Here is a 21422-nt window from a genome sequence, read left to right as displayed (position 1 = left end):
GCGTGGACGAACACACCGTGACATTGGAACGGGCGCTGGCCGAAACGCGCACCGGCGACATCTGGTTGTTCCGGGGCCGCTCCGGACCGGACCGCGCGATCCAGACCCTGTCCAACGCCCCGGTGAACCACGTCGGGATGACAGTGGCCCTCGATGACCTGCCGCCCTTGATCTGGCATGCCGAGCTCGGCGACAAGTTGCATGACTTCTGGACCGGCACCAACCACCGCGGGGTGCAGCTCAATGACGCCCGGGCAGCCGTCGAGCAGTGGATGGGCCGCTATGAGCAGCGCTGCTGGCTGCGCCAGCTCAGCGGGACCATCACCCGCGAACAGGAGAACCACCTGCTGCAGGCGATCGCGCGGATGGACGGCACCGCGTTTCCCACCACCGCGCGGCTCACCGGCCGGTGGCTGCGGGGGCGGCTGCCCACCGCGCGGGACTGGACGCGCGGTATTCCGTTCCTGGACCGCAAGGTCGAGGAGATCACCCGGCGGCGCAAGGCCCGCACCGGCAAAGTCGCGCTGCAGACCGCCTACTGCGCCGAGACGGTGGCCATCACCTACGAGGAGATGGGCCTGCTGTCGACCGACAAGAACTCGAACTGGTTCGACCCCGGCTGCTTCTGGAGCGGCGACATCTTGCCGTTGGCCCCCGGTTATCAGCTGGGCCGGGAGATCTCCGTCGTGCGCTAGACGCTCGCAACCAGGCGGGTCGCCGTGATGACCTCAGTCGACGGTCAGCTCACCCATCTCCGACCAGTCCGTGGCGTCGATCTGCTGGCTGATGATCTTCGGTGTCGACACCAGGGCCTGCGGCATATCGGCCATGGCCTGTGTGAAATGGTCGCTGTTGACGTGTGCGGCGCCGGCGTCGCCGTCGCGGAAAGCCTCGACGAGCACGTACTCGTTGGGGTCGTCGAGACTGCGCGACCACTCGAACCACAGGTTGCCCGGCTCGGCCCGGGTGGCTTCGGTGAAGCCGGCCACCAACTGCGGCCAACGATCAACCCAGTCCGGTTTGACCGCGAACTTGACGACGATGAAGATCACCGGCGCTACTTTACCTCCAGGGTGCTGTGCACCGGGGTGACGTTGGTGGTCAGATCCAGTACCGGGCAGTGCTTTTCCACCGTCTGGTGCAGCTCCCGGTAGCGCTCCTCGGTCTCAGGGCCGGTCACGGTGATGACGACGCGGACCTGGCTGAAGCCGGCGCGGACGTCGTCGTCCAGACCGAAGAACCCGCGCACGTCCAGGTCGCCTTCGGCACGCCCGGTGATCTCATCGACGGTGATGCCCAGCTTCTCCGCCCAGTACCGCCACGTGACGATCTGGCAGGACAGCAGCGATGCCAGGTAGTACTCGACCGGGTTGGGGGCGGTGTTCTCGCCGCCGAGCGTCGGCGGTTCGTCGACCTCGACGCTGTACTGGCCCAGCGTGACGGTGCTGGCCACGGCGTCGTGGCCGACGGCGGAGGCACTGAAGACCACTTGCGAGCCAGCGGGGTCGGCGGCGGCCGGGTCGCGGGTGGCCGCGACGACGGCGGCCAGGCCGGTGAGGGAGGTAGTCATGCGGGCAAGGCTAGAGACTCGGCGCCTCATGGGCGAGCGACGCGGAGGCGCGCTTGCCCGATGGAATACCATTTGCCGCCCCCAGGGGTTAGCCTGAGCGGCGTGGAGGTACTACGGCACGTAATAGTTCTGCTGCACATCGTCGGGTTCGCGGTGACGTTCGGCGCGCTGGTCTCCGAAGCCGCCGCACGGCGCTTCCAGCTCACCCCGGTGATGGACTACGGCGTGGCGCTGTCCTTGCTGACCGGACTGGCGCTGGCCGCCCCCTGGCCTGCCGACGTGGTGCTCAACTACCCCAAGATCGGGACCAAACTGGTGCTCCTGGTCGCTCTCGGTGCCGTGCTGGGCATCGGCCGGGCACGGCAGCGCAGGGCAGGCGGCGAAGCCCCTCGCCCGCTGTTCTACGCCGCGGGCGCCTTGGTGCTGACCGCCGCCGGACTCGCCGTCATCTGGTAGACCGGCTCGGTTCACTTCCGCCGGCGCCGGGCGGATCGGCCATCAAATCTGGCTGATCCCAATCGGACGTAAAGCCGATACCGTCGTTGTCATGGCTGATGACGACATACGCGCGGCGCTCGAGGCGCATTGGGCGGCGTCGGACGCGAACGACTTCGACACCGAACACCAGATCTACCGGGCCGATTCGGTCCTCGAATACCCCCAGTCCGGTGAGCGGATTCGTGGCCGCGACCATATTCGGGCGTCGCGGCAAGCCCAGCCGAACGCCAAACGCTTCACCGTCCGGCGCATCCTCGGAGGTGGCGATCTGTGGGTCAGTGAACTCGTCCTCACCTACGACGGTCGGCCGTCCTACGTGGTGAGCGTGATGGAGTTCCTGCACGGGGAGGTCGTGCGCGAGACGCAGTATTTCGGCGATCCGTTCAGCCCCGGACCGTCGCGCGTTCAATGGGTCGAGCCGATCGAATGAATCAACCCGGTACGAGCAGTGCCTTCATGCGCAGCACCGGGTAGGGACGATCCGCATCATCACGCTCGGTGCGGCCGGTGACGGCCGGCGAGCGGCGCTTCCGCCGTGCGAACCACGCAGGCCGATACCCTTTGACCAATGGATGCGATCGACGACCAAGGCCCGTTCTTCCATGGCACCAAAGCCGAACTGGCGGTTGGGGACCTACTCCTCGCCGGCTTTCGCTCCAACTACCGGCCCGAGATCGTGATGAACCACATCTATTTCACCGCGCTGCTCGACGGTGCCGGGCTGGCCGCCGAACTGGCCGCCGGCGACGGTACACCGCGGGTGTATCGCGTCGAGCCGACCGGGGAGTTCGAGAACGACCCGAATGTCACCGACAAGAAGTTCCCCGGCAATCCGACCCGGTCCTACCGCAGCAGCGAACCGCTGCGGGTTGTCGAAGAGATCCACAATTGGCCTCGGTTGGCACCCGAGGCGCTGCAGGCGTGGCACGACCGGTTGGCGGCGCTGCGGGCCGACGGGCGCGACGAGATCATCAACTGACGCCGGGGCGAGTCCGACACTGAACCGGCAATCCCCCACGCCCCCGTCGCTGGAACACCAAAGGCACTGCGGCTCAGCGCAATACGCCAATAAGCACAATGCTGGTCGCTGCGATCATGGCAGGTGCCAGCGACACCAGCAGAGCGTTGACGATGTTTTCCTTGGCGGGGGCTGCGACGTGGTCGCCGGCTGCCGCCGGCGCAAACTTTGAACCCGCACCCCAGATCGCTGCGAGCTGTGTCGCCAGCCAGTTGGCATAGGTGCCGTACACCAACAGTGCCACTGCGACGATTTGCCACATGCGCGGCAGGTGAAGATATGGCCAAAGCAGGCCGACAACGATGAGAAACGGGCCGTTGGTCATGCCTTGCAGGTGGCTGGCTAAACCCATCCTCGGGTTCTTCGACGCGGGGATCGCCAGGCCCGTCACAAGGCCGAGGAGAAAGAGGACCAGCCCCAGGCCAAAGAGGAGCGTCTGCATGGTCGGATACTAAGCGAGCACACCCCATCGCGGTGCGGTCACCGGCGAGAACCCCCTGCTCAGGTGGCGCTGCGGCCGTCTGTCAAAGCCCGCAGCAACTCCTCATCGGGATCCGCCACCGCTGAATCGGGCGCTCCGTCGGTGAGCAGCCGACGCCACCGGTCCAGGTCGAAATCCAGCGGCACCGTGTTGGTTATGAAGTCGTCGACGAGGTCGGCGAACCGTAGCGGGTCGTCACGGAACGGGAAATGACCGGAGTCGACGAAGGTTTCCAGCCGCGAATGCGGCATAGCGGCGTGGGCGAGCTTGGCATGCGAATACGGCAGAACCTGATCGTGGGTCCCCCAGACGATCATGATCGGGAGCCGTTCGGTGAGATAACTGCGGTCGAGCATGGTGACCATCTGCCCGCGCCAATCCACCACGGCGCGCAGCGTCCGCACGAACGCCGCCCGCTTGTTCGGCGACCGCAGATCACCGAACACCCGCAAGATCTCGGGAAGATCGATCAGAGGCGGCGGCAGGCTCACCTTGTCGATCCGCCCCCGAACCATCCGAAGCACGGTCTCAAATCCTGGCACCGACAGTGCGGCCAGCACCTGGGGTGCGGCCGGCAGCGACGCCAGCCGCAGCGCGGGGTTGACCCCGCGCGTCACACCGCCGGCGGCCACCAACACCAGCCGCTCAACCATCTGCGGGTACTGGTAGCAGAACTGCATCGCCACCCCGCCACCCAAGGAGTGCCCGATGATCGTGACGTGATCAACACCTAACACCGACAGTAGATCTCGCATGCCGTTGGCGAACGCGGCGACGGAATAGTCCGCGCGCGGCTGATCCGAAAGCCCGTGACCGAGCAGATCCGGGGCGATCACCGTGTGCTTCTGCGCCAGCAGCGGGATCAGCGGCTCCCAGGTCGACGAATTGTCTCCGATCCCGTGGATCAACAACAGCGGCGGCCCGTCCCCAGCCACCCGATACGCCCGGCGATATCCGTGCACTGTTCGGTATTCGACTCGGACCGGATCATCCGAGACCGGCCGTAATCGCGGCTTGTGCGCAGCCATCCGGCGCTCCCTCTACCCGCAGTTACCCACCAGCTAACCGCCAACCAGCCCGTTGCGCACGCGATGTTTCGACATGTTTCGACGATTTAACGCGCGACCCGATTCCCACCACCCGGCCCGCTCGCCGCGACACCGCTGAAAGCGACGTCACGGGCACCATCGCGCCTGCGGCCCCGCCACGACAGACTCGCCGCCCGCTGCGCCGGCACCACCGAAATCACCAGCATCAACCGCTGGTCAAAACGACTCTCGCAACAGGTACTACACGTTGAACCGGAACTCCACCACGTCCCCGTCGGCCATGACGTAGTCCTTGCCCTCCATGCGGACCTTGCCGGCGGCCTTGGCCGCGGCCATCGACCCGGCCTCGACCAGATCGTCGAAGGAGACCACCTCGGCCTTGATGAAGCCCTTCTCGAAGTCGGTGTGGATCACCCCGGCCGCCTTGGGCGCGGTGTCACCCTGGTGGATGGTCCAGGCCCGCGCCTCCTTGGGGCCGGCGGTCAGGTAGGTCTGCAACTTCAGGGTGTGGAAACCGGCGCGGGCCAACGCATCCAGGCCGCGTTCGGTCTGCCCGATGGACTCCAGCAGTTCCATCGCCGATTCGTCGTCGAGTTCGGCGAGCTCGGCCTCGATCTTGGCGTCAAGGAACACCGCGTCGGCCGGGGCCACCAGCTCGCGCAGCGCGGCCACCCGCGCCTCGTCGGTGAGCACCGTCTCGTCGGCGTTGAACACATACAGGAACGGTTTGGTGGTCAGCAGGTTCAGCTCGCGCAGCGGGGCGGGGTCCACCCCGGCCGCGAACAGGGTTTTGCCGGTGTCGAGAATCGCCGCGGCGGCCACGGCGGCCTCGTGCACGGGCTTGCGGTCCTTGTTGTTGCGGGCCTCTTTCTCCAGCCGCGGGATCGCCTTCTCCAGGGTCTGCATGTCGGCCAGGATCAGCTCGGTGGCGATCACCTCGATGTCGGCTTCGGGGTCGACCTTGCCGTCCACGTGCACCACGTCGTCGTCGGAGAACACCCGCACCACCTGACAGATGGCGTCGCATTCGCGGATGTTGGCCAGGAACTTGTTGCCCAGCCCGGCCCCCTCCGAGGCGCCCTTGACGATGCCGGCGATGTCGACGAACGTCACCGGCGCCGGCAGGATCCGCTCGGAGCCGAAGATCTCCGCCAGCTTGGCCAGGCGGGGGTCGGGCAGCGGTACGACGCCCTCGTTGGGCTCGATCGTCGCGAACGGATAGTTGGCGGCCAACACATCGTTGTGCGTCAACGCGTTGAACAGGGTCGACTTACCGACGTTGGGCAACCCCACAATTCCCAGGCTCAGGCTCACGGGAAGCCAAGTCTAGAGCGCCGCGCGTGCCGCCGTGCGCCCCCGCCGCCGCCAGCCGGTACCGTCTTCGTGTGGCAGTAGCGCGGGAGAAGTCGGCAGTGGCCGCGGACGACCGTTCCATCTTGCCGACCATCACCGGGCTGCCCTGGTGGAGTGCGGTGGCGGTGGCGGTGGTCGCGACCGCGGTCGGCGTGGCTTTCGACGCCGGTGCCGGCGACAAAGAGCTGACCCTCGTCTTCTCGACCCTGTATGCGATGGGCTGCCTGGCTGCGGTGCTCATGGTGCAGCAGTCGGCGGTGTTCACCGCCGTGGTCCAGCCGCCGCTGATCCTGTTCGTCGTGGTGCCCGCCGCGTACTGGCTGTTCCGCGGCGGCGGCTTCCCCGGCCTGAAAGCGATCGTCATCAACTGCGGATATCCGCTGATCGAGCGCTTCCCGCTGATGCTGTTCACCGCCGCGGCGGTGCTGCTGATCGGGATGGTGCGCTGGTATCTGGGCATGCTGGACGCCTCCGCCCGGCCCGCAGCTCAGAACCCGGACACCCCGCAGCGGGCCACCCTCAGCGGCCGCCTGTCCGCGCTGCTCGGCTCGGCCCTCAATCGCGACCCCGCGCATGCCATCGAGCAGCCCGCCACCCGGGACAAGCGCCCCGGTGAGCGTCCCCGCCGGGCCACCGCGGAGGCCCGCCGGGCCGCACGGGAGACCTCGGCAGCGCGATCCCGCCCCCGCGCGGGTGAGCGTCGTGGCGCGGCCGGCGGCGCAGCGCCGACCCGTTCGCGGCACGTGCGCCCAGGCATGGACGACGGGACCGGCCAGCGCCCGCGCCGTCGCCCGGTCGCCGAAGGCCGCGAGGAATCCCCGCAGCAGCGCCGGCGCCGTCCGGCGCCGGAGGCCCGCGACGAGCGCCAGCCTCGCCGGCGGCCCGCCCCGGACTGGTCCGCCGAGCCGCGGCCAGTCGGACGCCCGCCGCACGACTCGGCACGCGGCGGTGAGCGCTCCCGTGCGTCGCGGGATGTGTCGGCACGCGGCTCCCGGCCCGGTGAGGCGCCAGAATCGGTTCTCCGCCGCCGCCAGCCCCCGCCGGCCGAGGGCCGCGGCGCCGGCACCCGCCACCCGGTGTCCCAGGTGCGTTACCGCAGTTCCGGCGGCGACGACGCCGAGGCGCAGCCCCGTACCCGTCCCCGTCAGCAGCGCGGACAAGCCGATTCCTGGGAATTCGACATCTAGACAGGGCGCTCGGCCGAGCAAGCGCGGGGTTGACAGTCCCTGTTTGAACCGGCATCAGCAACCGCTGCGAGCCGGATCTGGCCGATGCAGCTAAACCGGTGTCGCAAGCCCCTTTTTTCCGCCCCCAAATAATCGAGTCTGGACCTCTCCGTATATAACGCTGCCAACTTGCTGTGGATACAACAATGGCGGCTCCAGGCTTGGAATTTCCAACCCGCGTCGGCCTATGATCCCGATGTTGGCGCAGCGCCAACAAGCGGTACTTGCTGATACCGGCGCCGGCCGGTTCGGGGGCCAATCGTCGTACCAGCACGACAGATTGGCGTACCCCGGCAGCGTGGATTACGGAGAATGCGGGTTCAAGTGGCTCATTCGACTTTAACGGCGACCACGTTATTTTTCTGCCCCGACGAATTTGCGCCCTCCCATTATGAATGCGGATTGACGCTGCACCAATTCCGGCAGCGCTTTACCGAAACTGCTTTTAGCCGCTGCCGAGAAAGCTGATTCATGCAACAGATCCTGACCGTGCCGACCGAAAAGCCGCGCAATGGCCTGGCCGGCCTGAAGCACTGGCGCTACGATCTGCGGTCGGGTTTCACGGTGGCCCTGATCTCGCTGCCGTTCTCGATGGGAATTGCGATCACCTCGGGCGCCCCGCCGATCTGCGGGATCGTGTCGGCGATCATCGCCGGATTTGTCCTGCCGTTCCTGGGCGGCTCGTATGTGACCATCAGCGGCCCGGCGGCGGGGCTGGCGCCCGTCCTGTTCGCCAGCATGATCACGCTGGGACAGATCCGCCTCGGCCAGGGCGCCCCGGAATCCGAGTTGCTCGCGGCCGGATACCCCCTGGTTCTGGTCGCCATCGCCCTGGCGGGCGTGGTTCAGGTGATCCTTGCCAAGTTGAAGGTGGCCCGCCTTAGCGCCATCTTCCCGGCCGCGGCGATTCAGGGCATGCTGGCGGCGATCGGCCTGATGATCATCGCCAAGCAGATCCCGCTGTTTATGGGCGAGAAGTTCGAGAGCCGCGAATTCTGGAAGATCCTGGCCGAAGTTCCCCGCCACGTCGGGTCGATGAATCGTCCGGTCTTCATCCTGGGGGTCGGTTGCCTGGCGGGGCTTTTCGTCCTGACTGCGCTGCCCGGGCGGCTGCTGAAGGTGCTGCCGCCTCCGGTCTGGGTGTTCTTCGCAGGCACGCTCGCCAGCGTGTTCATTCTCAAACTGGACAAGCGCTACCTGATCGAAGTCCCCAGTTCGATCATGGACGGGATCGTCCTGCCCCAGTTCGGAACGGTGTTCGCCCATCCCGAACTCTGGCTGGCTCTGGGCTACGTGGTGCTCACCCTGGTCTTGATCGACGGTGTCGAGTCCCTGGCGACCATCGCTGCCGTCGACAGAATCGATCCCTTTCGGCGCCGCTCCGATCCGGATCGGACGCTGCAGGCCATGGGAGCCTCGAACGTCGCCTCCAGCGTGCTCGGTGGGCTGACGATCATCCCCGGCATGGTCAAGAGCACTGCCAACATTCTGGGCGGGGGCCGGACTCAGTGGGCCAACTTCTACAACGCCTGCTTCCTGTTGATGTTCGTGCTGCTGTTCAGCCACCTGATCAACAAGGTCCCGCTGACGGTGCTGGCCGCCGTCCTGGTCTTCATCGGCTACAAACTGTGTCGTCCCGCGGTGTGGCTCAATGTCGCACGGGTTGGGACGGAGCAGGCCGTCATCTTCGTGATCACCCTGCTCGTGACGTTGACGACGGACCTGCTCATCGGTCTGCTCGCCGGCACCGCCGTGAAATTGGTACTGAATCTGTGGCTGGAGAGCCTGTGGCACACGTCGCGCACCGGCCCAGATTCCGCCGAGCCGAGCCTGACCGGTCGATTCGTCAGTCTGTTCCGCAACCCGGTGTCACACCGGGAATTCACTGAGGGCGCCTACCACCTGCACCTGGATGGTTCCCTGGTCTGTTTCAACCTGTTCCACGTCATCCGGGAATTGGGGCAGCTTCCACCGGATGCCCGGACGGTGCAGCTGCACCTGAGCTCGCGTGTACCTCTCGTCGATCACACGACGAGTGAGACCCTGCGATATTTCCTGGAGGAGTTCAACGGCCAGGACACGAGGCCGAAGCTGATGATCGAGGGATGGCACCACCTGCGGCCCCTGTCCAAGCACGAGACGAGCACGAGGATCGCCCTGGCCGACGTCACAGCGTCGGGGGTCCCGCCCAGGGCGGGCTGACCGCAGCAGCGCCCAGGGGACGCCGCACGTGCAGCTAGCGGCGATTGGGCCGAATCTCGCGGGGCAGGGCAAACACCAGCGTCTCGTTGGCCGTGGCCACCGGGAACACCGTGGCGTAGCCGTACTCGGCCAGCCGCTCCAGCACCCCGCGGACCAGGATCTCCGGTACCGAGGCACCCGAGGTGACGCCGATGGTCTGCACCTGTCCGGTCTCGGGTGTCAGCCAGGCCGGGTCGATGTCGTCGGCGTAGTCGACCAGGTGGGCGGCACCGGCACCGGCACCCAGGGCCACCTCCACCAGCCGGTTGGAGTTCGAGGAATTGCGCGATCCCACCACGATCACCAGCTCGCACTCCGGGGCCATCGCCTTGACCGCGGTCTGGCGATTCTGGGTGGCGTAGCAGATGTCGTCGCTGGGCGGGTCCTGCAGGTTGGGGAACCGTTCCCGCAGCTTGACCACGGTCTGCATCGTCTCGTCCACGCTCAGCGTGGTCTGCGACAGCCACACCACCTTGTTCTCGTCGCGCACCCGCACCGAGTCCACCGCGTCCAGGCCGTCGACCAGCTGCACGTCCTCGGGCGCCTCACCGATGATGCCGACCACTTCCTCGTGGCCGGCGTGGCCGATCAGCAGGATGTCGTAGCCGTCCCGGGCGAACCGCTTGGCCTCGTTGTGCACTTTGGTCACCAGCGGGCAGGTCGCGTCGATCACCCGCAGGCTGCGCTCGGCGGCCGATTCGTGCACGGTGGGGGCCACCCCGTGCGCGGAGAACACCACCATCGCACCCTCGGGCACCTCGTCGGTCTCGTGCACGAAGACCGCGCCCTTGTTCGTCAGGGTGTCCACCACATGCTTGTTGTGCACGATCTCATGGCGCACGTAGACCGGTGCGCCGTGCTTCTCCAAGGCCCGCTCGACGGTCTCCACCGCCCGGTCCACCCCCGCGCAGTAGCCGCGCGGCTCGGCCAGTAACACCCGCTTACCGGTATGGGTGGCGGGCACGGGCGCTCCCGGGTCGGCAGAGCTCTCCACATCGAGGGTCGGTGGCATGGCAACCAGCGTACGGTCTGCCGACTCGGGACCGCCAGCTCGCGGCACGCCACCCGATGCTTGGAGATGAACGGCAGGTAAGGCAGTCTGGAGGCCATGGCAACTGCACCCTTTGGAGTCCGGCTTCTGGTCGGCGCGGCCACCGTCGCGGTCGAGGAGACCATGAAGCTGCCGCAAACCATCCTGACCTACCCGATGACGCTGGCCAGCCAGGCCGCGCACGCGGTGATGCGTTGGCAGCAGGGCGTCGCCGAACTGGTCAACAAGGGCGACTCCACCCTTGATTCGCTGTTCCCGCCCAAGGACGAGCAGCCGGAGTGGGCCACCTTCGACGACGACCTCGACGACGGGCCCAGCGCCGCGGCCTTCGACGACGCCGACAGCGGCCAGCGCACCGACGGGCGGTTTGCGCTCTATTCGTTCAGTGAGGACGTGGAGGCCCCGCCGAGCGAGCCCGCCGCGGCCGACGCCACGGGCGGCTCGGACTCCGGCGCGGATGTGCCGGTTCCCGACCTGGTCGATGAGCTGGACTACGGCTCGCTGACCCTGGCCCAGTTGCGGGCCCGGCTGGCCTCGCTCAGCCTCGACGAGCTGGAGACGCTGCTCGCCTACGAGGAGGCCACCAAGGCCCGGGCACCGTTCCAGACGCTGCTGGCCAACAGGATCACCCGCACCACCGTCAAGTGACCGCCCCCGCCCCGGGCGAATCCGCCGAGAACCCCTTCCCGGTCCGCGCGGTGGCCGTCCGGGTCAAGGGCTGGATCGACCGGCTGGGGTCGGTGTGGGTGGAGGGCCAACTGACCCAGATCAATCTGCGCCCCGGTGTGCGCACGGTGTTCATGGTGCTGCGCGATCCGGCCGCCGACATGTCCCTGACCGTGACGTGCAGCCCCGAGCTGGTGGCCGGTTCGCCGGTCAAGCTGACCGAAGGCACCCAGGTGGTGGTCTGCGGCAAACCCAACTTCTACACCGCCCGGGGCACCTTCTCGCTGCGCCTGAGCGCCATCCGCCCGGTGGGCATCGGCGAGCTGCTGGCCCGCATCGAGCGGCTGCGCCGGCTGCTGGACGCCGAGGGGTTGTTCGATCCGCGGCTCAAGCGGCCCCTGCCGTTCCTGCCCGGCACCATCGGCCTGATCACCGGACGCGCCAGCGCCGCCGAGCATGACGTCATGACGGTGGCCGGCACCCGCTGGCCGGCGGTGCGCTTCGCCGTGCGCAACACCGCGGTGCAGGGGCCGACGGCCGTCGCGCAGATGGTGGCGGCACTGCGCGAGCTGGACGCCGACACCGAAGTGGAGGTGATCGTGCTGGCCCGCGGCGGCGGCAGTGTCGAGGACCTGCTGCCGTTCTCCGACGAAACCCTGTGCCGGGCGATCGCCGCCTGCCGCACCCCGGTGGTCAGCGCGATCGGCCACGAGCCCGACAGTCCGCTGTGCGACCTGGTGGCCGACCTGCGCGCGGCCACCCCCACCGACGCGGCCAAGAAGATCGTCCCGGACGCCGCCGCCGAACAGGCGCTGGTCGACGACCTGCGCCGCCGCAGCGCGCAAGCCGTGCGGAACTGGGTGGTGCGCGAGGACCGCGTGCTCACCCAGCTGCGCAGCAGGCCGGTGCTGGCCGACCCACTGCGCGCACTGGCCGAGCGCGGCGAGCAGGTGCAGCGCGCCCTGAGCGCGGTGCGCCGCGATGTGATCCGGCTGATCGACGTCCAGGCCGAACGCGTAACGCACCTGTCGGCGCGGCTGGCTACGCTGGGCCCGGCCGCCACCTTGGCGCGCGGCTACGCCGTGGTCCAAGCCGTCGGCGCCGGCGGGCCGCAGGTACTGCGATCGGTCGAGGACGCCGCCGCGGGCACCCGGTTGCGGATTCGGGTCGCCGACGGTGCGATCGCAGCGACAAGTGAAGGACGTATCGATGGCAGCTGAGCGCGATCCGCTGACACCCGTTAGTGAGCTCGGCTACGAGCAGTGCCGCGACGAGCTCATCGACGTGGTGCAGCGCCTGGAGCAGGGCGGGCTGGACCTCGACGCCTCCCTGAGCCTCTGGGAGAGGGGCGAGCAGCTGGCCAAACGGTGCGAAGAGCACTTGGCGGGCGCCCGCCGCCGAGTCCAGGACGCCCTCGACGCTGACTCCGGCGACGCTCCCCAGGCATAACTTCAGCCACTAAAACTGGAACACGTTCAGTTATGCTCGCCCGATGGGTGATCCATCACTGACTACCGAGCTGGGCCGGGTGCTGGTCACGGGGGGCTCCGGCTTCGTCGGCACCAATTTCGTCAGGACGCTGCTGGAACGCGGCTACCAGGTGCGGTCCTTCGACCGCGCACCGTCGATCCTGCCCGACCACCCCAACCTGGAGAAGGTCGAAGGCGACATCTGCGACCCACAGACGGTGGCCGCTGCGGTCGCCGGCATCGACACCGTGTTTCACACCGCCGCGATCATCGATCTGCAGGGCGGCGCGAAGGTCACCGACGAGATCCGCCGGCGCAGCTTCGCGGTCAACGTCGACGGCACCAAGAACCTGGTCCTGGCCGGGCAGCGTGCCGGGGTGAAGCGTTTCGTCTACACCGCCTCCAACAGCGTGGTGATGGGCGGCAGGGCCATCTCGGGCGGCGACGAGAACATGGCCTACACCACTAAGTTCAACGACCTCTACACCGAGACCAAGGTGGTCGCCGAGAAGTTCGTGCTCGGCGAGAACGGCGTGGAGGGCATGCTGACCTGTTCGATTCGCCCGTCGGGAATCTGGGGCGACGGCGACCAGACCATGTTCCGCAAGCTGTTCGAAAGCGTGGTCGCCGGTCACGTCAAAGTGCTGATCGGCAGCAAACACGCCAAGCTCGACAACTCCTACGTGCATAACCTGATCCACGGCTTCATCCTGGCCGCGCAGCACTTGGTGCCGGGCGGATCGGCGCCCGGCCAGGCCTACTTCATCAACGACGGCGAACCGATCAACATGTTCGAGTTCGCCCGTCCGGTCGTGGAGGCCTGCGGCGAACCGTGGCCCAAATTCCGGGTTTCCGGGCGCGTGGTGCGCGATGTCATGTTCGCCTGGCAGTGGCTGCACTTCCGGTTCGGGCTTCCCGAACCGCTGCTGGAACCCGGTGCGGTGGAGCGCCTGTACCTCAACAACTACTTCTCGATCGACAAGGCCCGTCGCCAGCTCGGCTATCAGCCGCTGTTCACCACCGAACAGGCGATGGCCGACTGCCTGCCGTACTACAAGCGGCTCTTCGAGCAGGTCAAAGCCGAGGCGCACCCGCAGCTGGCGACGGTGGTCGCCGAACCGCATCCGGAGTAGGGCCGCCTCTTCGTGGAAGCCAGCGCCCGTCAGAGTTCTAGGAGGGCGGAAAGGGCGGCATTGTCGCACGCCGGGTCGCGATGCAGTGTGGATGGGGTACAGCCGGTGTCCGGCCGCAGTAGGCTCGTGCGGTGCCGGAAACATCGTACGCATCCTGCGGCGATCTGAGCCTGGCGTATCAGGAGTTCGGCGACGGGCCGATCGAGCTTGTCGTCGTCGGCTCGTTCGCCAGCCACATCGAGCTGTACTGGACCATGCCCGAATTTGTGGCCTTCTTCGAGCGGCTCTCCACGTTCTGTCGCGTGCTTCTGTTCGACAAGGCCGGAGTAGGTCTGTCGGACCCGGTCCCGAGAGTTCCCACGCTGGATGATCGGGCGGCCGAAATCGAGGCAGTCATGGACACCGTCGGCTTCGACAGAGCGGTGCTTTTCGGGGCGAGCGAGGGCGGCCCGGCCTCCATCTTCTTCGCGGCAACACGACCGGAGCGGACGCGGGCGCTGATTCTTACCGGCACCTTCGCATACGCCTTCATCGACGGCTGGGATGACGTGGACCGCGATCCGGCCGAGCTGCGGGCGCACCTTCTACCCGAGCTGGGTGAGGTCTACACGCCCTCGGTGCAGCAGCTCGCCCGCGTGCAGGCTTTTTGGCGCGGCGTCCTCTCGGCGTGGGGCAGCGGCGAGGCGGCTAAGGCTCTGCTGCCGTCGGTGCGGGCGACCCGCCTGCTGGCAATGGTGGAGCGCATGAGCGCCAGCCCGGGGATGGCGCGCGCGGCATTCGAAGCAATGTTCCGGCTTGACGTGCGGCCGATCCTGCCAACGATCAGCGCGCCCACCCTGGTCATCCATGCCCGCGACGAAGTCACTCCGGTGCAGTGCGGCCGATACCTCGCCGATCACATCCCCGCTGCCCGTTTTCTCGAAGTCGCCGGCAGCGACCACGCGCCCTGGCTTGCGGATCCCGACAAGATCTTGACCGAGGTCGAGGAGTTTCTCACCGGCAGCCATGCCGCGCCATCGCTGTCCCGTCGCGCCCTGCGCAGCGTGTTGTTCACCGACATGGTCGCCTCCACGCGACACGCGGCGGCGACCGGCGATGAGCGGTGGCGTGCGGTGTTGCACCGGTTCGATGAGATCACCGCGGAGATCACGCAACGATTCGGCGGCACCGTGGTGGAGAGCACCGGCGACGGCCACCTCATCACGTTCGACGGCCCAACGCAGGCCATCCGCTGCGCCGAGGCCCTGCGCACCGACGCCGAGACATTGGGTATCGACATCCGCGCCGGCATTCACACCGGCGAGTGCGAACTGCGGGACAACCACATCGGCGGGATTGCAGTCCACATCGCGGCCCGGATCATGGGTCAGGCCGGCCCCGGGGAAATCCTCGTCTCCAGCACCGTGCGTGATCTGGTAGTCGGCTCGGGCACCGGCTTTGAGGATCGCGGCAGCGTCGAGTTGCGCGGGGTACCCGGCACCTGGCAACTGCTGGAGGTCGATCGCCACGGCCCGCGGGCGGGATCGCCTGAGGCGGAACTGGCGTCAATGCCCACTCCCGGCCGTCGGACCGCGATGCGCCGCTCGGACCGCGCCGTGGAGGCGATCGCGAGGCGTGCACCGTGGATCGTGCGCGGGATGGCCCGCCTCACCCCGGCAACCGGCCGCAGATGAGCAGGGATGCGTTGAGCCTGGTGTCGCCGAACCGCATCTGGAGTAGGGGTCGCCGCTCACAGCCGATGCATTTCCCGCGCCATGGCGGCATCTCCGAAAATGTCGTTGGGCTGCGGTGGATAGTGCTGTGATGGCCGGCCGGTACCCTCGGTCGGCCTCGGGAACAGCGCGCGTGCCGCGCCGATCACCAGAGTGGAAATCGCGTGCGTCAACGGGATGACTGATGCGGACATGATCTGCCCTCCTCCGCGAGGGTGTGACCGACAAATCGTCACTCCCGTTCGAGGCGGCGCGCCCAGTGGCGAAGCACTGCAATCTCACCCGCTCCCGACGGCGGATTACTGAGCCGTTCACGGGGGCGGGACGTCGAGACTGGACACCTGCGACGACCGCGAGGCTCACGGATGACAGACCCGCGCCGCTGCCGCCCGCCCTAGCCCTGGGGCCGGAATTCAGTGGCCTACTACTGAGTCCACCGATCCGCCCCGGAGTGACGATGGCAATGGATTCGCCGGTACCTGGTGGAAGGAGCGCTGATGGGGCACCTGAGCGCATCGGACGCATCGGGATGACTACTCAAGACGCTCGGGTCAAGCGCGTTACGCTCAACGTCGATGTGACCGAGGTGCGCGATCTGCGTGAGCAAGTCCCACGGGCCTGTGTGACCTTCGCCAGCGACGAGGGCCCACAAGCTGAGCCAGTCACGGTGACGTTCAGGGACGATCGCTACTTGTTCGGAATGCCCGCAAACGCCGCGCGTCACTGCACCGTTGGCCAGGAAGTGGTGTTGGTCATCGATGATGGTGTCCAGTTCTTCGACCTTCGGGCGATTTACGTGCGCGGACATGTCCAGCCACTCGGCAGGGTGAAAGATCTGGCGGACGACTTCTGCTGGTTCGCAATCCAGCCAACACGAGTCGTCAGCTGGGACTACGCGCGGATGAGGGAGGCGCATGATGAACCCTGACGATCCGGCGGTAGTCAAGTTTCTCCGGCGCGCGATGGTGGCGCGCATTGCGACTGTCTCTCGCAACGGACGACCCCACGTCAACCCGCTCTACTTTGTGCGCGGCCGCGGGAAAATCTACCTCGGCACCACGGACCGCACTCTGGCAGCGCTCAATGTCAGGGCCGACCCGCGGGTGACGCTGCTGTTCGACATCGAGCGCGAGCCGAACGACCGCAGAGTCCTGAGGATTCGCGGTCGAGCCGAAGTCCGTACCGATTCCCGACTCTGTCGATGGTACCTACGCCACGACTTGCGCAAGTACATCCTCAACCGACGAGGGCTCGCTAACTCGCTGACGCATGCTCGGCTTCTCCCGCTGGTACGTCGCTTTGTCTCGTCGGGGGAAAAGGGAACGGAGTGCGTGCTCGAGGTCCGCCCGGAGGAAGCGGAATTCCTGATCGCGCCCACACAGACTGGGCGTACGAAAACATCCTGATAGTGCCGGCGGCCAGGGCACGCAGTCCGGCCTCATAAGCCGGACACCGCGTCCCTGGAGGCGACCTCCCCGGGAATGGACGCCGCATCATCGTTGGTAAAGCAGTACATCCGGTACAGATACTTCTCGCGTTGCAGTGCGCGGTAGAACCCGGTCCCCTCGATACCGGAGTATTCGCGGCCAAGGCTGCGTAAGCCGGCGGGCATGCGGCTGAGCAGCTCTTGTGTCCGTTGTGCATTCGCGTCGAGAGCGTGCAGCACTTGCGCATTGATGAGCTTGTGCGAAACCATCCGCAGCGGGGCCTCGGCCAGCGCAGTCTCCCACTCCGCGATGCCGCTGCGGGGGCGAAGATCGGCGTACAGGAAATGACCTCCCGGACGAAGCACCCGCGCAACTTCGGCAAGGAAGCGGGAGAAATGAGGGTAGGCAGCCGAGGATTCGAGGTTGATCACGGCGTCGAAAGACTGGGCGGCGAAGGGCAGCTTCTCGGCGTTGCCGTGCACGAAGTCCAGGCCCCGCAGGTTGTGCCTCTTCCGGCAGAAGGCTATGCCGGACCGGTTCAAGTCGAGCGCCGTGTAGGAAGCCGGGGCCAAGGTCCGCATCAAGTACGACGCTCCGCCACCGTGACCACAACCGACCTCCAGCACCCGTTTGCCGCTCAGGTCGGCCTGGGTCGCCAGGCGGTGATAGAGCTGAATGTAGAACCGGTCGGCCTCGTCACATGCCGCGAGACGCAGCGCCATCGGCGGATCTTCCTCGTAACCGATGTTGAGGAACACCACGTCATCGGTTGCGAACAAGCGGGTTTGTATGCGGTAGAAGTACTTTGACACCAAACGGTTGAATGCCAAGAAGTAGGTGATTTCCATGGAAGAGCCCCAATTCACGTAGCCGCAGTCACGTTCACATACGGGTTGACCCCGCGGATGAGCACCGGAAAGTCGTCGATCGGAGTGGGCAATGCCGTCGTATCCCATTCCAGGGTGTAACCGGAGCGCACCACCAACCGCCGGCCACTGAGCAAGTGGTAGATCAACACCTTGATAACCATTGTGGCGAAATGCATGCCGATGCACTTGTGCACACCTGAGCCGAACGGCACGAACGCAAGACGGTGCGATCCGTCGTCGCGACCAGCGCCGCTGAACCGCTCGGGATCGAATGCGTGCGGATTGCTCCAGAGGTTCGGGTAGTAATGGTTGAGCAATGGAGCGACCACGACCATCCTGTCTGCTGGCACGAAGAATCCCTGGATATCACTGTCCACCAGAGTTTTTCGGAACACCACAGGCACCGGGGACAGCAAGCGTATCGATTCGCTTATCACCATCCCCAGGGACCGCATTTGATCCAGTGCGTCCAGGTCAAGTGACCCATCGCCCGTCTGAGCCGGCATCTCCGCGCGGATTCGGTCCTGCCACTCGGGGTGGAGCGCCAACTGATACACCACCATCGTTGCGGCGGCCGCGCTGGTATGGGATGCAGCCGACATCAAATAGATGATGTGGTTGACGACATCGTCGTCGCCGAGTTGGTTGCCGTCCTCGTCGCGAGCTCGGCAAAGCATCGAGAAGAGGTCATCGCCTCCAGAGGTTCGCCGTGCGTCGATCTTGGCATAGAAATAGCGCTCGAGTGCACGTCGACTACGCACACCGGTGTACCAGCGCAGACCTGGAACTGGAAACCGGACCACAGCCATAACGGCATGCAGACAGTCAGTGATGGCCTTGGCCATCAGGTCGCTCTGCGGCCCGGGGTCCTCACCTAGGAACACCTTGGTTTCGACATCGAAAAGGGTGCGTGTGAGGTACGGGTAAACCAACAATTCATCCTCGGGCACCGTGGCCGCTGCGGCACGACAGACCGTATCCATCGAACTGACATAGCCACTCAGACGTTCTCGGGTGAAGGCCTCTTGCATGATCCGACGGTGGACGCGATGCTCCTCGAAATCCAGCAGATTCAGTCCCCGGGGGAAGAAGCGGCCGGAGTAGCGCTCCTGCCCCTGCTGAGAGAAGGCGTGGTCCTTGTTGGCAAACACTTCCTGAGTGACTTCGGGCCCGAGCGCGAGCACGAACGGCATCGTGAAGCCGCGCATCCACGAGACCGCACCATAAGTTTGCAGCCGACTTTCCAAAAACGCGATGGGCAGTGTCGCCGCTTCGACGACATGACCAAGAACCGGCAGACCCTTGTCTCCTGGAATCGGTCGAAGCCCACTCCCTTCCGGAGCTGGGGCAAGATCACACCGGATAGGCTTTCGGTTCAACAGGATGCGTGCGACCGTCGCTCCACCCCTGAGGCCACGCCGTTTTACCCACCGCCGGACAGCTTCGGTATACCGCCTGGCGGTCGCCATCCCAATCATCGCTGACCTGATTTCACGAGGGCGTCATATCCGGGAGACCTGACGGCCCTTGCACACACCTTCAGCGAGACGTCGATCAAGGCATCCATCATCCGACCCGGAACCATAAAGCGGGCAACAGCGCTGCCCCACGCATCGACACCGACCCGATATCGAATCCTCGGGTGCCTGGCCGCCAACGCCGCGGCGACGGCATCGGCGTAGTCCGCAGGCGTAGTTCTGCTCGCCCGCGCCAAACCCTCGGTCGTGTTCAGAGCCGCGATGAACCTCTCGTGGTACGCATCAACGACCTCTGCAGGCGCCGCAGCAAGAATCTCGTCAGCCGACCTGCGCATCTTTCCCCAAATCGGGGTGAAAACCGCACCGGGCTGGATGACCGAGACGCTCACCCCCAGCGGGCGCAGTTCGCGTCGTAGCGCATCGCTCAGCCCCTCCCTGGCGTACTGGGCTGCCGCATACGCTCCCAGGTACGGCGGCACGACGTTGGTGATACCGGAACTGACGTTGACGACCCTCCCCCGCGACACGCGCAGTAACGGCAGTAGGCGCTGCGTTACTGCAACTGCGCCGACGACATTCGTCTCCAGTTGCGTTCGCAGCACGTCCGGTTGAACGCATTCCAGCGGGGCGCTGACGGAGATGCCCGCGTTGTTCACGACGGCCCACAGTCCGGTATCGCTGCATCCGTGCTCGACGAGCTCACCGACTTGCGCGATCGACCCCGCGTCGGTGACATCGAGCAGTACCGGGATGAGCTCGCCTCTCACGACGGGCAACCCGGCGAGTTCCGCGGCGCTCGAGGCTGTACGCACACCCGCGAACACCCGGTAGCCGAGTCCGCTCAGGCGGATGGCAGCGGCTTTGCCCAGCCCGCTCGACGCCCCCGTGACAACCACGGACCTCGACCGCGCCGGTGTCACGATGCGGGGACCCATTGCGCACCTTCGTCATCGGCCGGGATCGCCACACGACCGCGGCCGCGCCGGTGCCTGCCGCGGTAGGGAGTCATGCTGCGGGGCAGCCACCAGTTCCAACGGCCCATCAGATGCATGGCGGCCGGCACCATGACGAGCCTGACGATCGTCGCGTCGATTGCAATGGCGACGGCGGTCGAGAACCCCAACTGCTGGACCGTCACCAGCGGTGCGATCAGGAACGCCGCCATGATGGTGGCCATCAGCAAGGCAGCGCCCGAGATCAGCGGCGCCGTCTCCACAAGTCCGTAGACGACGCTCTCGGAATTGTCGCCGGTCTGCTCGTAGCGTTCGCGAACCCGGCTCAGCAGGAACACCTCGTAGTCGGTGCTGAGGCTGAACAGCACAGCAATGAGCAAGATGGGGACGAAGTTCTGTATCGGACCAACCGACGCAATCCCCAGCACGTCCGCGAGAAAGCCCCGTTGGAAGACGACGACGACCGCGCCCAGCGCCGCGCCCACCGAGAGCAGATTCAGGAGGATCGCTTTGCACGGCAACAACAGTGAGCGAAAGGTCACGACCAGCAGCAGGTAGATAACAGCAAGCATCACCGCGATGACGTGAGGACTGGCGGCCGACAGCTGTTGGGTGGCAGCCGATAGCACGGCGGCCAAGCCACCCACCGATACCCGCCAATCCGGTGCGCTGTCACTGGCCGCGACGGCTCGGATTTGGCCAAGGAGTGTCTTGATGTCGGAGTCGCCGGCACGCCCGTTCGCAAAGACGTCGATGGCAATGGTAGTGCGATCACCGGACACGAACCGGTTGATGAACATCTGGGAATCTCCCGTGAGGCGACGGAAATTCATCGGTTCGATCGCCGCCAACGGATCGGCAGGCATCACGGCCTGCAGGGCCGGTATCGGGGAGGCGACCCGCACCACATGATCGAGTCGACTGAACCCGTTCGTCATTGCCGCCAGGCGCGAGAAGTCGCCCCGGCCAGAGAACGGATGATCCGCTTCGAGCGTGACCAATATCGGTTCGATGGCTCCCTGCCCGTACTGCTGCTCGATCAGATCGTAGCCCTGACGAACCGACGAACTCTTCGGCAGTACCGAAGCGTCGCCGCTGTCTGTCCGCATCCCGAGCGTCGGCACCGCGACGACGAGCAGAGCAGCAGACGTGGCCACCAGGGCGGCAATTGGTCTGGACATGATGGCCCGGGCAAGTCTGTCCCAGCGCCGGCGGGACCGATCCCGGG

At 66.3% G+C, this 21422-nt stretch carries 24 protein-coding genes; 13 read left to right on the top strand and 11 right to left on the bottom strand.

Features of this window, described 5'->3' with window-relative positions; all coding sequences use genetic code 11:
• Nucleotides 1-2 precede the first annotated feature (2 nt).
• Nucleotides 3-695, top strand: coding sequence for a hypothetical protein (locus LI92_RS06370; RefSeq protein WP_046317241.1), 693 nt, complete (start codon nucleotides 3-5; stop codon nucleotides 693-695).
• 33 nt (nucleotides 696-728) lie between these two features.
• Here LI92_RS06370 and LI92_RS06365 read toward each other — a convergent pair whose 3' ends face one another.
• Together LI92_RS06365 and LI92_RS06360 are read right to left on the bottom strand one after the other, a co-directional pair.
• Nucleotides 729-1052, bottom strand: coding sequence for a putative quinol monooxygenase (locus LI92_RS06365; protein ID WP_046317195.1), 324 nt, complete (start codon nucleotides 1050-1052; stop codon nucleotides 729-731).
• A gap of 5 nt (nucleotides 1053-1057) precedes the next feature.
• Nucleotides 1058-1570, bottom strand: coding sequence for an OsmC family protein (locus LI92_RS06360; RefSeq protein ID WP_046317193.1), 513 nt, complete (start codon nucleotides 1568-1570; stop codon nucleotides 1058-1060).
• A gap of 102 nt (nucleotides 1571-1672) precedes the next feature.
• Here LI92_RS06360 and LI92_RS06355 point away from each other — a divergent pair, with 102 nt between their 5' ends.
• The 3 genes from LI92_RS06355 to arr all read left to right on the top strand — a co-directional run bounded on the left by LI92_RS06355 (nucleotide 1673) and on the right by arr (nucleotide 3047).
• Nucleotides 1673-2026 (top strand): hypothetical protein, encoded by a 354-nt coding sequence (locus LI92_RS06355; RefSeq protein ID WP_046317191.1) that lies wholly within the window; start codon nucleotides 1673-1675, stop codon nucleotides 2024-2026.
• Between the two features lie 91 nt (nucleotides 2027-2117).
• Nucleotides 2118-2498: a nuclear transport factor 2 family protein gene (locus LI92_RS06350; protein ID WP_046317189.1), complete on the top strand. Its 381-nt coding sequence runs from the start codon at nucleotides 2118-2120 to the stop codon at nucleotides 2496-2498.
• A 138-nt stretch (nucleotides 2499-2636) separates the two neighbouring features.
• Nucleotides 2637-3047 (top strand): NAD(+)--rifampin ADP-ribosyltransferase, encoded by a 411-nt coding sequence (gene arr, locus LI92_RS06345; RefSeq protein WP_046317187.1) that lies wholly within the window; start codon nucleotides 2637-2639, stop codon nucleotides 3045-3047.
• Nucleotides 3048-3120: 73 nt separating this feature from the next.
• On the opposite strand, the gene LI92_RS06340 is transcribed toward arr, so the two are convergent.
• From LI92_RS06340 to ychF, 3 genes are all read right to left on the bottom strand, one after another.
• Complete coding sequence (locus tag LI92_RS06340) at nucleotides 3121-3528, bottom strand: styrene oxide isomerase (RefSeq protein WP_046317184.1); 408 nt, start codon at nucleotides 3526-3528, stop codon at nucleotides 3121-3123.
• 59 nt (nucleotides 3529-3587) lie between these two features.
• Entirely contained in the window at nucleotides 3588-4595 is a 1008-nt protein-coding gene (locus LI92_RS06335) for an alpha/beta fold hydrolase (RefSeq protein ID WP_046317181.1), read from the bottom strand.
• 261 nt (nucleotides 4596-4856) lie between these two features.
• On the bottom strand, nucleotides 4857-5930 hold the full coding sequence (gene ychF / locus LI92_RS06330; protein WP_046317178.1) for a redox-regulated ATPase YchF: 1074 nt from the start codon (nucleotides 5928-5930) through the stop codon (nucleotides 4857-4859).
• Between the two features lie 71 nt (nucleotides 5931-6001).
• Here ychF and LI92_RS22940 point away from each other — a divergent pair, with 71 nt between their 5' ends.
• Both LI92_RS22940 and LI92_RS06320 read left to right on the top strand, forming a co-directional pair.
• Entirely contained in the window at nucleotides 6002-7156 is a 1155-nt protein-coding gene (locus LI92_RS22940; protein ID WP_046317176.1) for a DUF6542 domain-containing protein, read from the top strand.
• Nucleotides 7157-7666: 510 nt separating this feature from the next.
• Entirely contained in the window at nucleotides 7667-9397 is a 1731-nt protein-coding gene (locus LI92_RS06320) for a SulP family inorganic anion transporter (protein WP_046317174.1), read from the top strand.
• 34 nt (nucleotides 9398-9431) lie between these two features.
• Here the strand turns inward: LI92_RS06320 and LI92_RS06315 are convergent, their stop codons facing one another.
• The gene (locus LI92_RS06315) at nucleotides 9432-10448 is read right to left on the bottom strand and encodes a 4-hydroxy-3-methylbut-2-enyl diphosphate reductase (protein ID WP_082109586.1); all 1017 of its coding nucleotides are present in this window, start codon (nucleotides 10446-10448) and stop codon (nucleotides 9432-9434) included.
• Between the two features lie 96 nt (nucleotides 10449-10544).
• On the opposite strand from LI92_RS06315, the gene LI92_RS06310 reads away from it, so the two are divergent.
• The 5 genes from LI92_RS06310 to LI92_RS06290 all read left to right on the top strand — a co-directional run bounded on the left by LI92_RS06310 (nucleotide 10545) and on the right by LI92_RS06290 (nucleotide 15428).
• Nucleotides 10545-11135: a lipid droplet-associated protein gene (locus tag LI92_RS06310; RefSeq protein WP_046317172.1), complete on the top strand. Its 591-nt coding sequence runs from the start codon at nucleotides 10545-10547 to the stop codon at nucleotides 11133-11135.
• The gene (gene xseA / locus LI92_RS06305; protein WP_046317170.1) at nucleotides 11132-12373 is read left to right on the top strand and encodes an exodeoxyribonuclease VII large subunit; all 1242 of its coding nucleotides are present in this window, start codon (nucleotides 11132-11134) and stop codon (nucleotides 12371-12373) included. The genes LI92_RS06310 and xseA overlap by 4 nt, the downstream gene beginning before the upstream one ends.
• Entirely contained in the window at nucleotides 12363-12602 is a 240-nt protein-coding gene (locus LI92_RS06300) for an exodeoxyribonuclease VII small subunit (RefSeq protein WP_046317168.1), read from the top strand. Before xseA ends, LI92_RS06300 begins: the two co-directional genes overlap by 11 nt.
• A 43-nt stretch (nucleotides 12603-12645) precedes the next feature.
• The gene (locus LI92_RS06295; RefSeq protein ID WP_046317166.1) at nucleotides 12646-13755 is read left to right on the top strand and encodes a 3-beta-hydroxysteroid dehydrogenase; all 1110 of its coding nucleotides are present in this window, start codon (nucleotides 12646-12648) and stop codon (nucleotides 13753-13755) included.
• Nucleotides 13756-13886: 131 nt separating this feature from the next.
• Complete coding sequence (locus LI92_RS06290) at nucleotides 13887-15428, top strand: adenylate/guanylate cyclase domain-containing protein (protein WP_046317165.1); 1542 nt, start codon at nucleotides 13887-13889, stop codon at nucleotides 15426-15428.
• A 56-nt stretch (nucleotides 15429-15484) separates the two neighbouring features.
• Here the strand turns inward: LI92_RS06290 and LI92_RS23680 are convergent, their stop codons facing one another.
• Entirely contained in the window at nucleotides 15485-15661 is a 177-nt protein-coding gene (locus tag LI92_RS23680; RefSeq protein WP_192829992.1) for a hypothetical protein, read from the bottom strand.
• Nucleotides 15662-15924: 263 nt separating this feature from the next.
• Between LI92_RS23680 and LI92_RS06285 the strand changes: the two genes are divergently transcribed.
• Nucleotides 15925-16395: a hypothetical protein gene (locus LI92_RS06285; RefSeq protein ID WP_152665357.1), complete on the top strand. Its 471-nt coding sequence runs from the start codon at nucleotides 15925-15927 to the stop codon at nucleotides 16393-16395.
• Nucleotides 16382-16873 carry a pyridoxamine 5'-phosphate oxidase family protein gene (locus LI92_RS21815; RefSeq protein ID WP_052740722.1) on the top strand — a complete coding sequence of 164 codons (492 nt, stop codon included), beginning with the start codon at nucleotides 16382-16384 and terminating at the stop codon, nucleotides 16871-16873. Before LI92_RS06285 ends, LI92_RS21815 begins: the two co-directional genes overlap by 14 nt.
• A 32-nt stretch (nucleotides 16874-16905) precedes the next feature.
• On the opposite strand, the gene LI92_RS06275 is transcribed toward LI92_RS21815, so the two are convergent.
• The 4 genes from LI92_RS06275 to LI92_RS06260 all read right to left on the bottom strand — a co-directional run.
• Nucleotides 16906-17742 (bottom strand): phthiotriol/phenolphthiotriol dimycocerosates methyltransferase, encoded by an 837-nt coding sequence (locus LI92_RS06275; RefSeq protein WP_046317162.1) that lies wholly within the window; start codon nucleotides 17740-17742, stop codon nucleotides 16906-16908.
• 14 nt (nucleotides 17743-17756) lie between these two features.
• Nucleotides 17757-19232 carry a cytochrome P450 gene (locus tag LI92_RS06270; RefSeq protein WP_192829991.1) on the bottom strand — a complete coding sequence of 492 codons (1476 nt, stop codon included), beginning with the start codon at nucleotides 19230-19232 and terminating at the stop codon, nucleotides 17757-17759.
• Nucleotides 19233-19237: 5 nt separating this feature from the next.
• Nucleotides 19238-20176 carry an SDR family NAD(P)-dependent oxidoreductase gene (locus LI92_RS06265; protein WP_046317157.1) on the bottom strand — a complete coding sequence of 313 codons (939 nt, stop codon included), beginning with the start codon at nucleotides 20174-20176 and terminating at the stop codon, nucleotides 19238-19240.
• Nucleotides 20158-21422, bottom strand: a 1265-nt coding sequence (locus LI92_RS06260) for an MMPL family transporter (RefSeq protein ID WP_204368889.1), incomplete at its 5' end; no start/stop codon positions are given. The genes LI92_RS06260 and LI92_RS06265, both read right to left, overlap by 19 nt.

It is taken from the genome of Mycobacterium sp. UM_Kg1 (assembly GCF_000972925.1).
Classification (GTDB): Bacteria; Actinomycetota; Actinomycetes; order Mycobacteriales; family Mycobacteriaceae; genus Mycobacterium; species Mycobacterium hiberniae.
The sequence above is the reverse complement of the archived record's forward strand: the minus strand, read 5'-3'. Positions and strand labels throughout refer to the sequence as shown.

Coding starts and splice junctions, on each gene's coding strand:
- LI92_RS06360 (WP_046317193.1), bottom strand. CDS start 1,570: ATGACTACCTCCCTCACCGGCCTGGCCGCCGTCGTCGCGGCCACCCGC.
- LI92_RS06350 (WP_046317189.1), top strand. CDS start 2,118: ATGGCTGATGACGACATACGCGCGGCGCTCGAGGCGCATTGGGCGGCG.
- arr (WP_046317187.1), top strand. CDS start 2,637: ATGGATGCGATCGACGACCAAGGCCCGTTCTTCCATGGCACCAAAGCC.
- LI92_RS06340 (WP_046317184.1), bottom strand. CDS start 3,528: ATGCAGACGCTCCTCTTTGGCCTGGGGCTGGTCCTCTTTCTCCTCGGC.
- LI92_RS06335 (WP_046317181.1), bottom strand. CDS start 4,595: ATGGCTGCGCACAAGCCGCGATTACGGCCGGTCTCGGATGATCCGGTC.
- LI92_RS06320 (WP_046317174.1), top strand. CDS start 7,667: ATGCAACAGATCCTGACCGTGCCGACCGAAAAGCCGCGCAATGGCCTG.
- LI92_RS06315 (WP_082109586.1), bottom strand. CDS start 10,448: ATGCCACCGACCCTCGATGTGGAGAGCTCTGCCGACCCGGGAGCGCCC.
- LI92_RS06310 (WP_046317172.1), top strand. CDS start 10,545: ATGGCAACTGCACCCTTTGGAGTCCGGCTTCTGGTCGGCGCGGCCACC.
- LI92_RS06300 (WP_046317168.1), top strand. CDS start 12,363: ATGGCAGCTGAGCGCGATCCGCTGACACCCGTTAGTGAGCTCGGCTAC.
- LI92_RS06295 (WP_046317166.1), top strand. CDS start 12,646: ATGGGTGATCCATCACTGACTACCGAGCTGGGCCGGGTGCTGGTCACG.
- LI92_RS23680 (WP_192829992.1), bottom strand. CDS start 15,661: ATGTCCGCATCAGTCATCCCGTTGACGCACGCGATTTCCACTCTGGTG.
- LI92_RS06285 (WP_152665357.1), top strand. CDS start 15,925: ATGGCAATGGATTCGCCGGTACCTGGTGGAAGGAGCGCTGATGGGGCA.
- LI92_RS21815 (WP_052740722.1), top strand. CDS start 16,382: ATGATGAACCCTGACGATCCGGCGGTAGTCAAGTTTCTCCGGCGCGCG.
- LI92_RS06275 (WP_046317162.1), bottom strand. CDS start 17,742: ATGGAAATCACCTACTTCTTGGCATTCAACCGTTTGGTGTCAAAGTAC.
- LI92_RS06270 (WP_192829991.1), bottom strand. CDS start 19,232: ATGGCGACCGCCAGGCGGTATACCGAAGCTGTCCGGCGGTGGGTAAAA.
- LI92_RS06265 (WP_046317157.1), bottom strand. CDS start 20,176: ATGGGTCCCCGCATCGTGACACCGGCGCGGTCGAGGTCCGTGGTTGTC.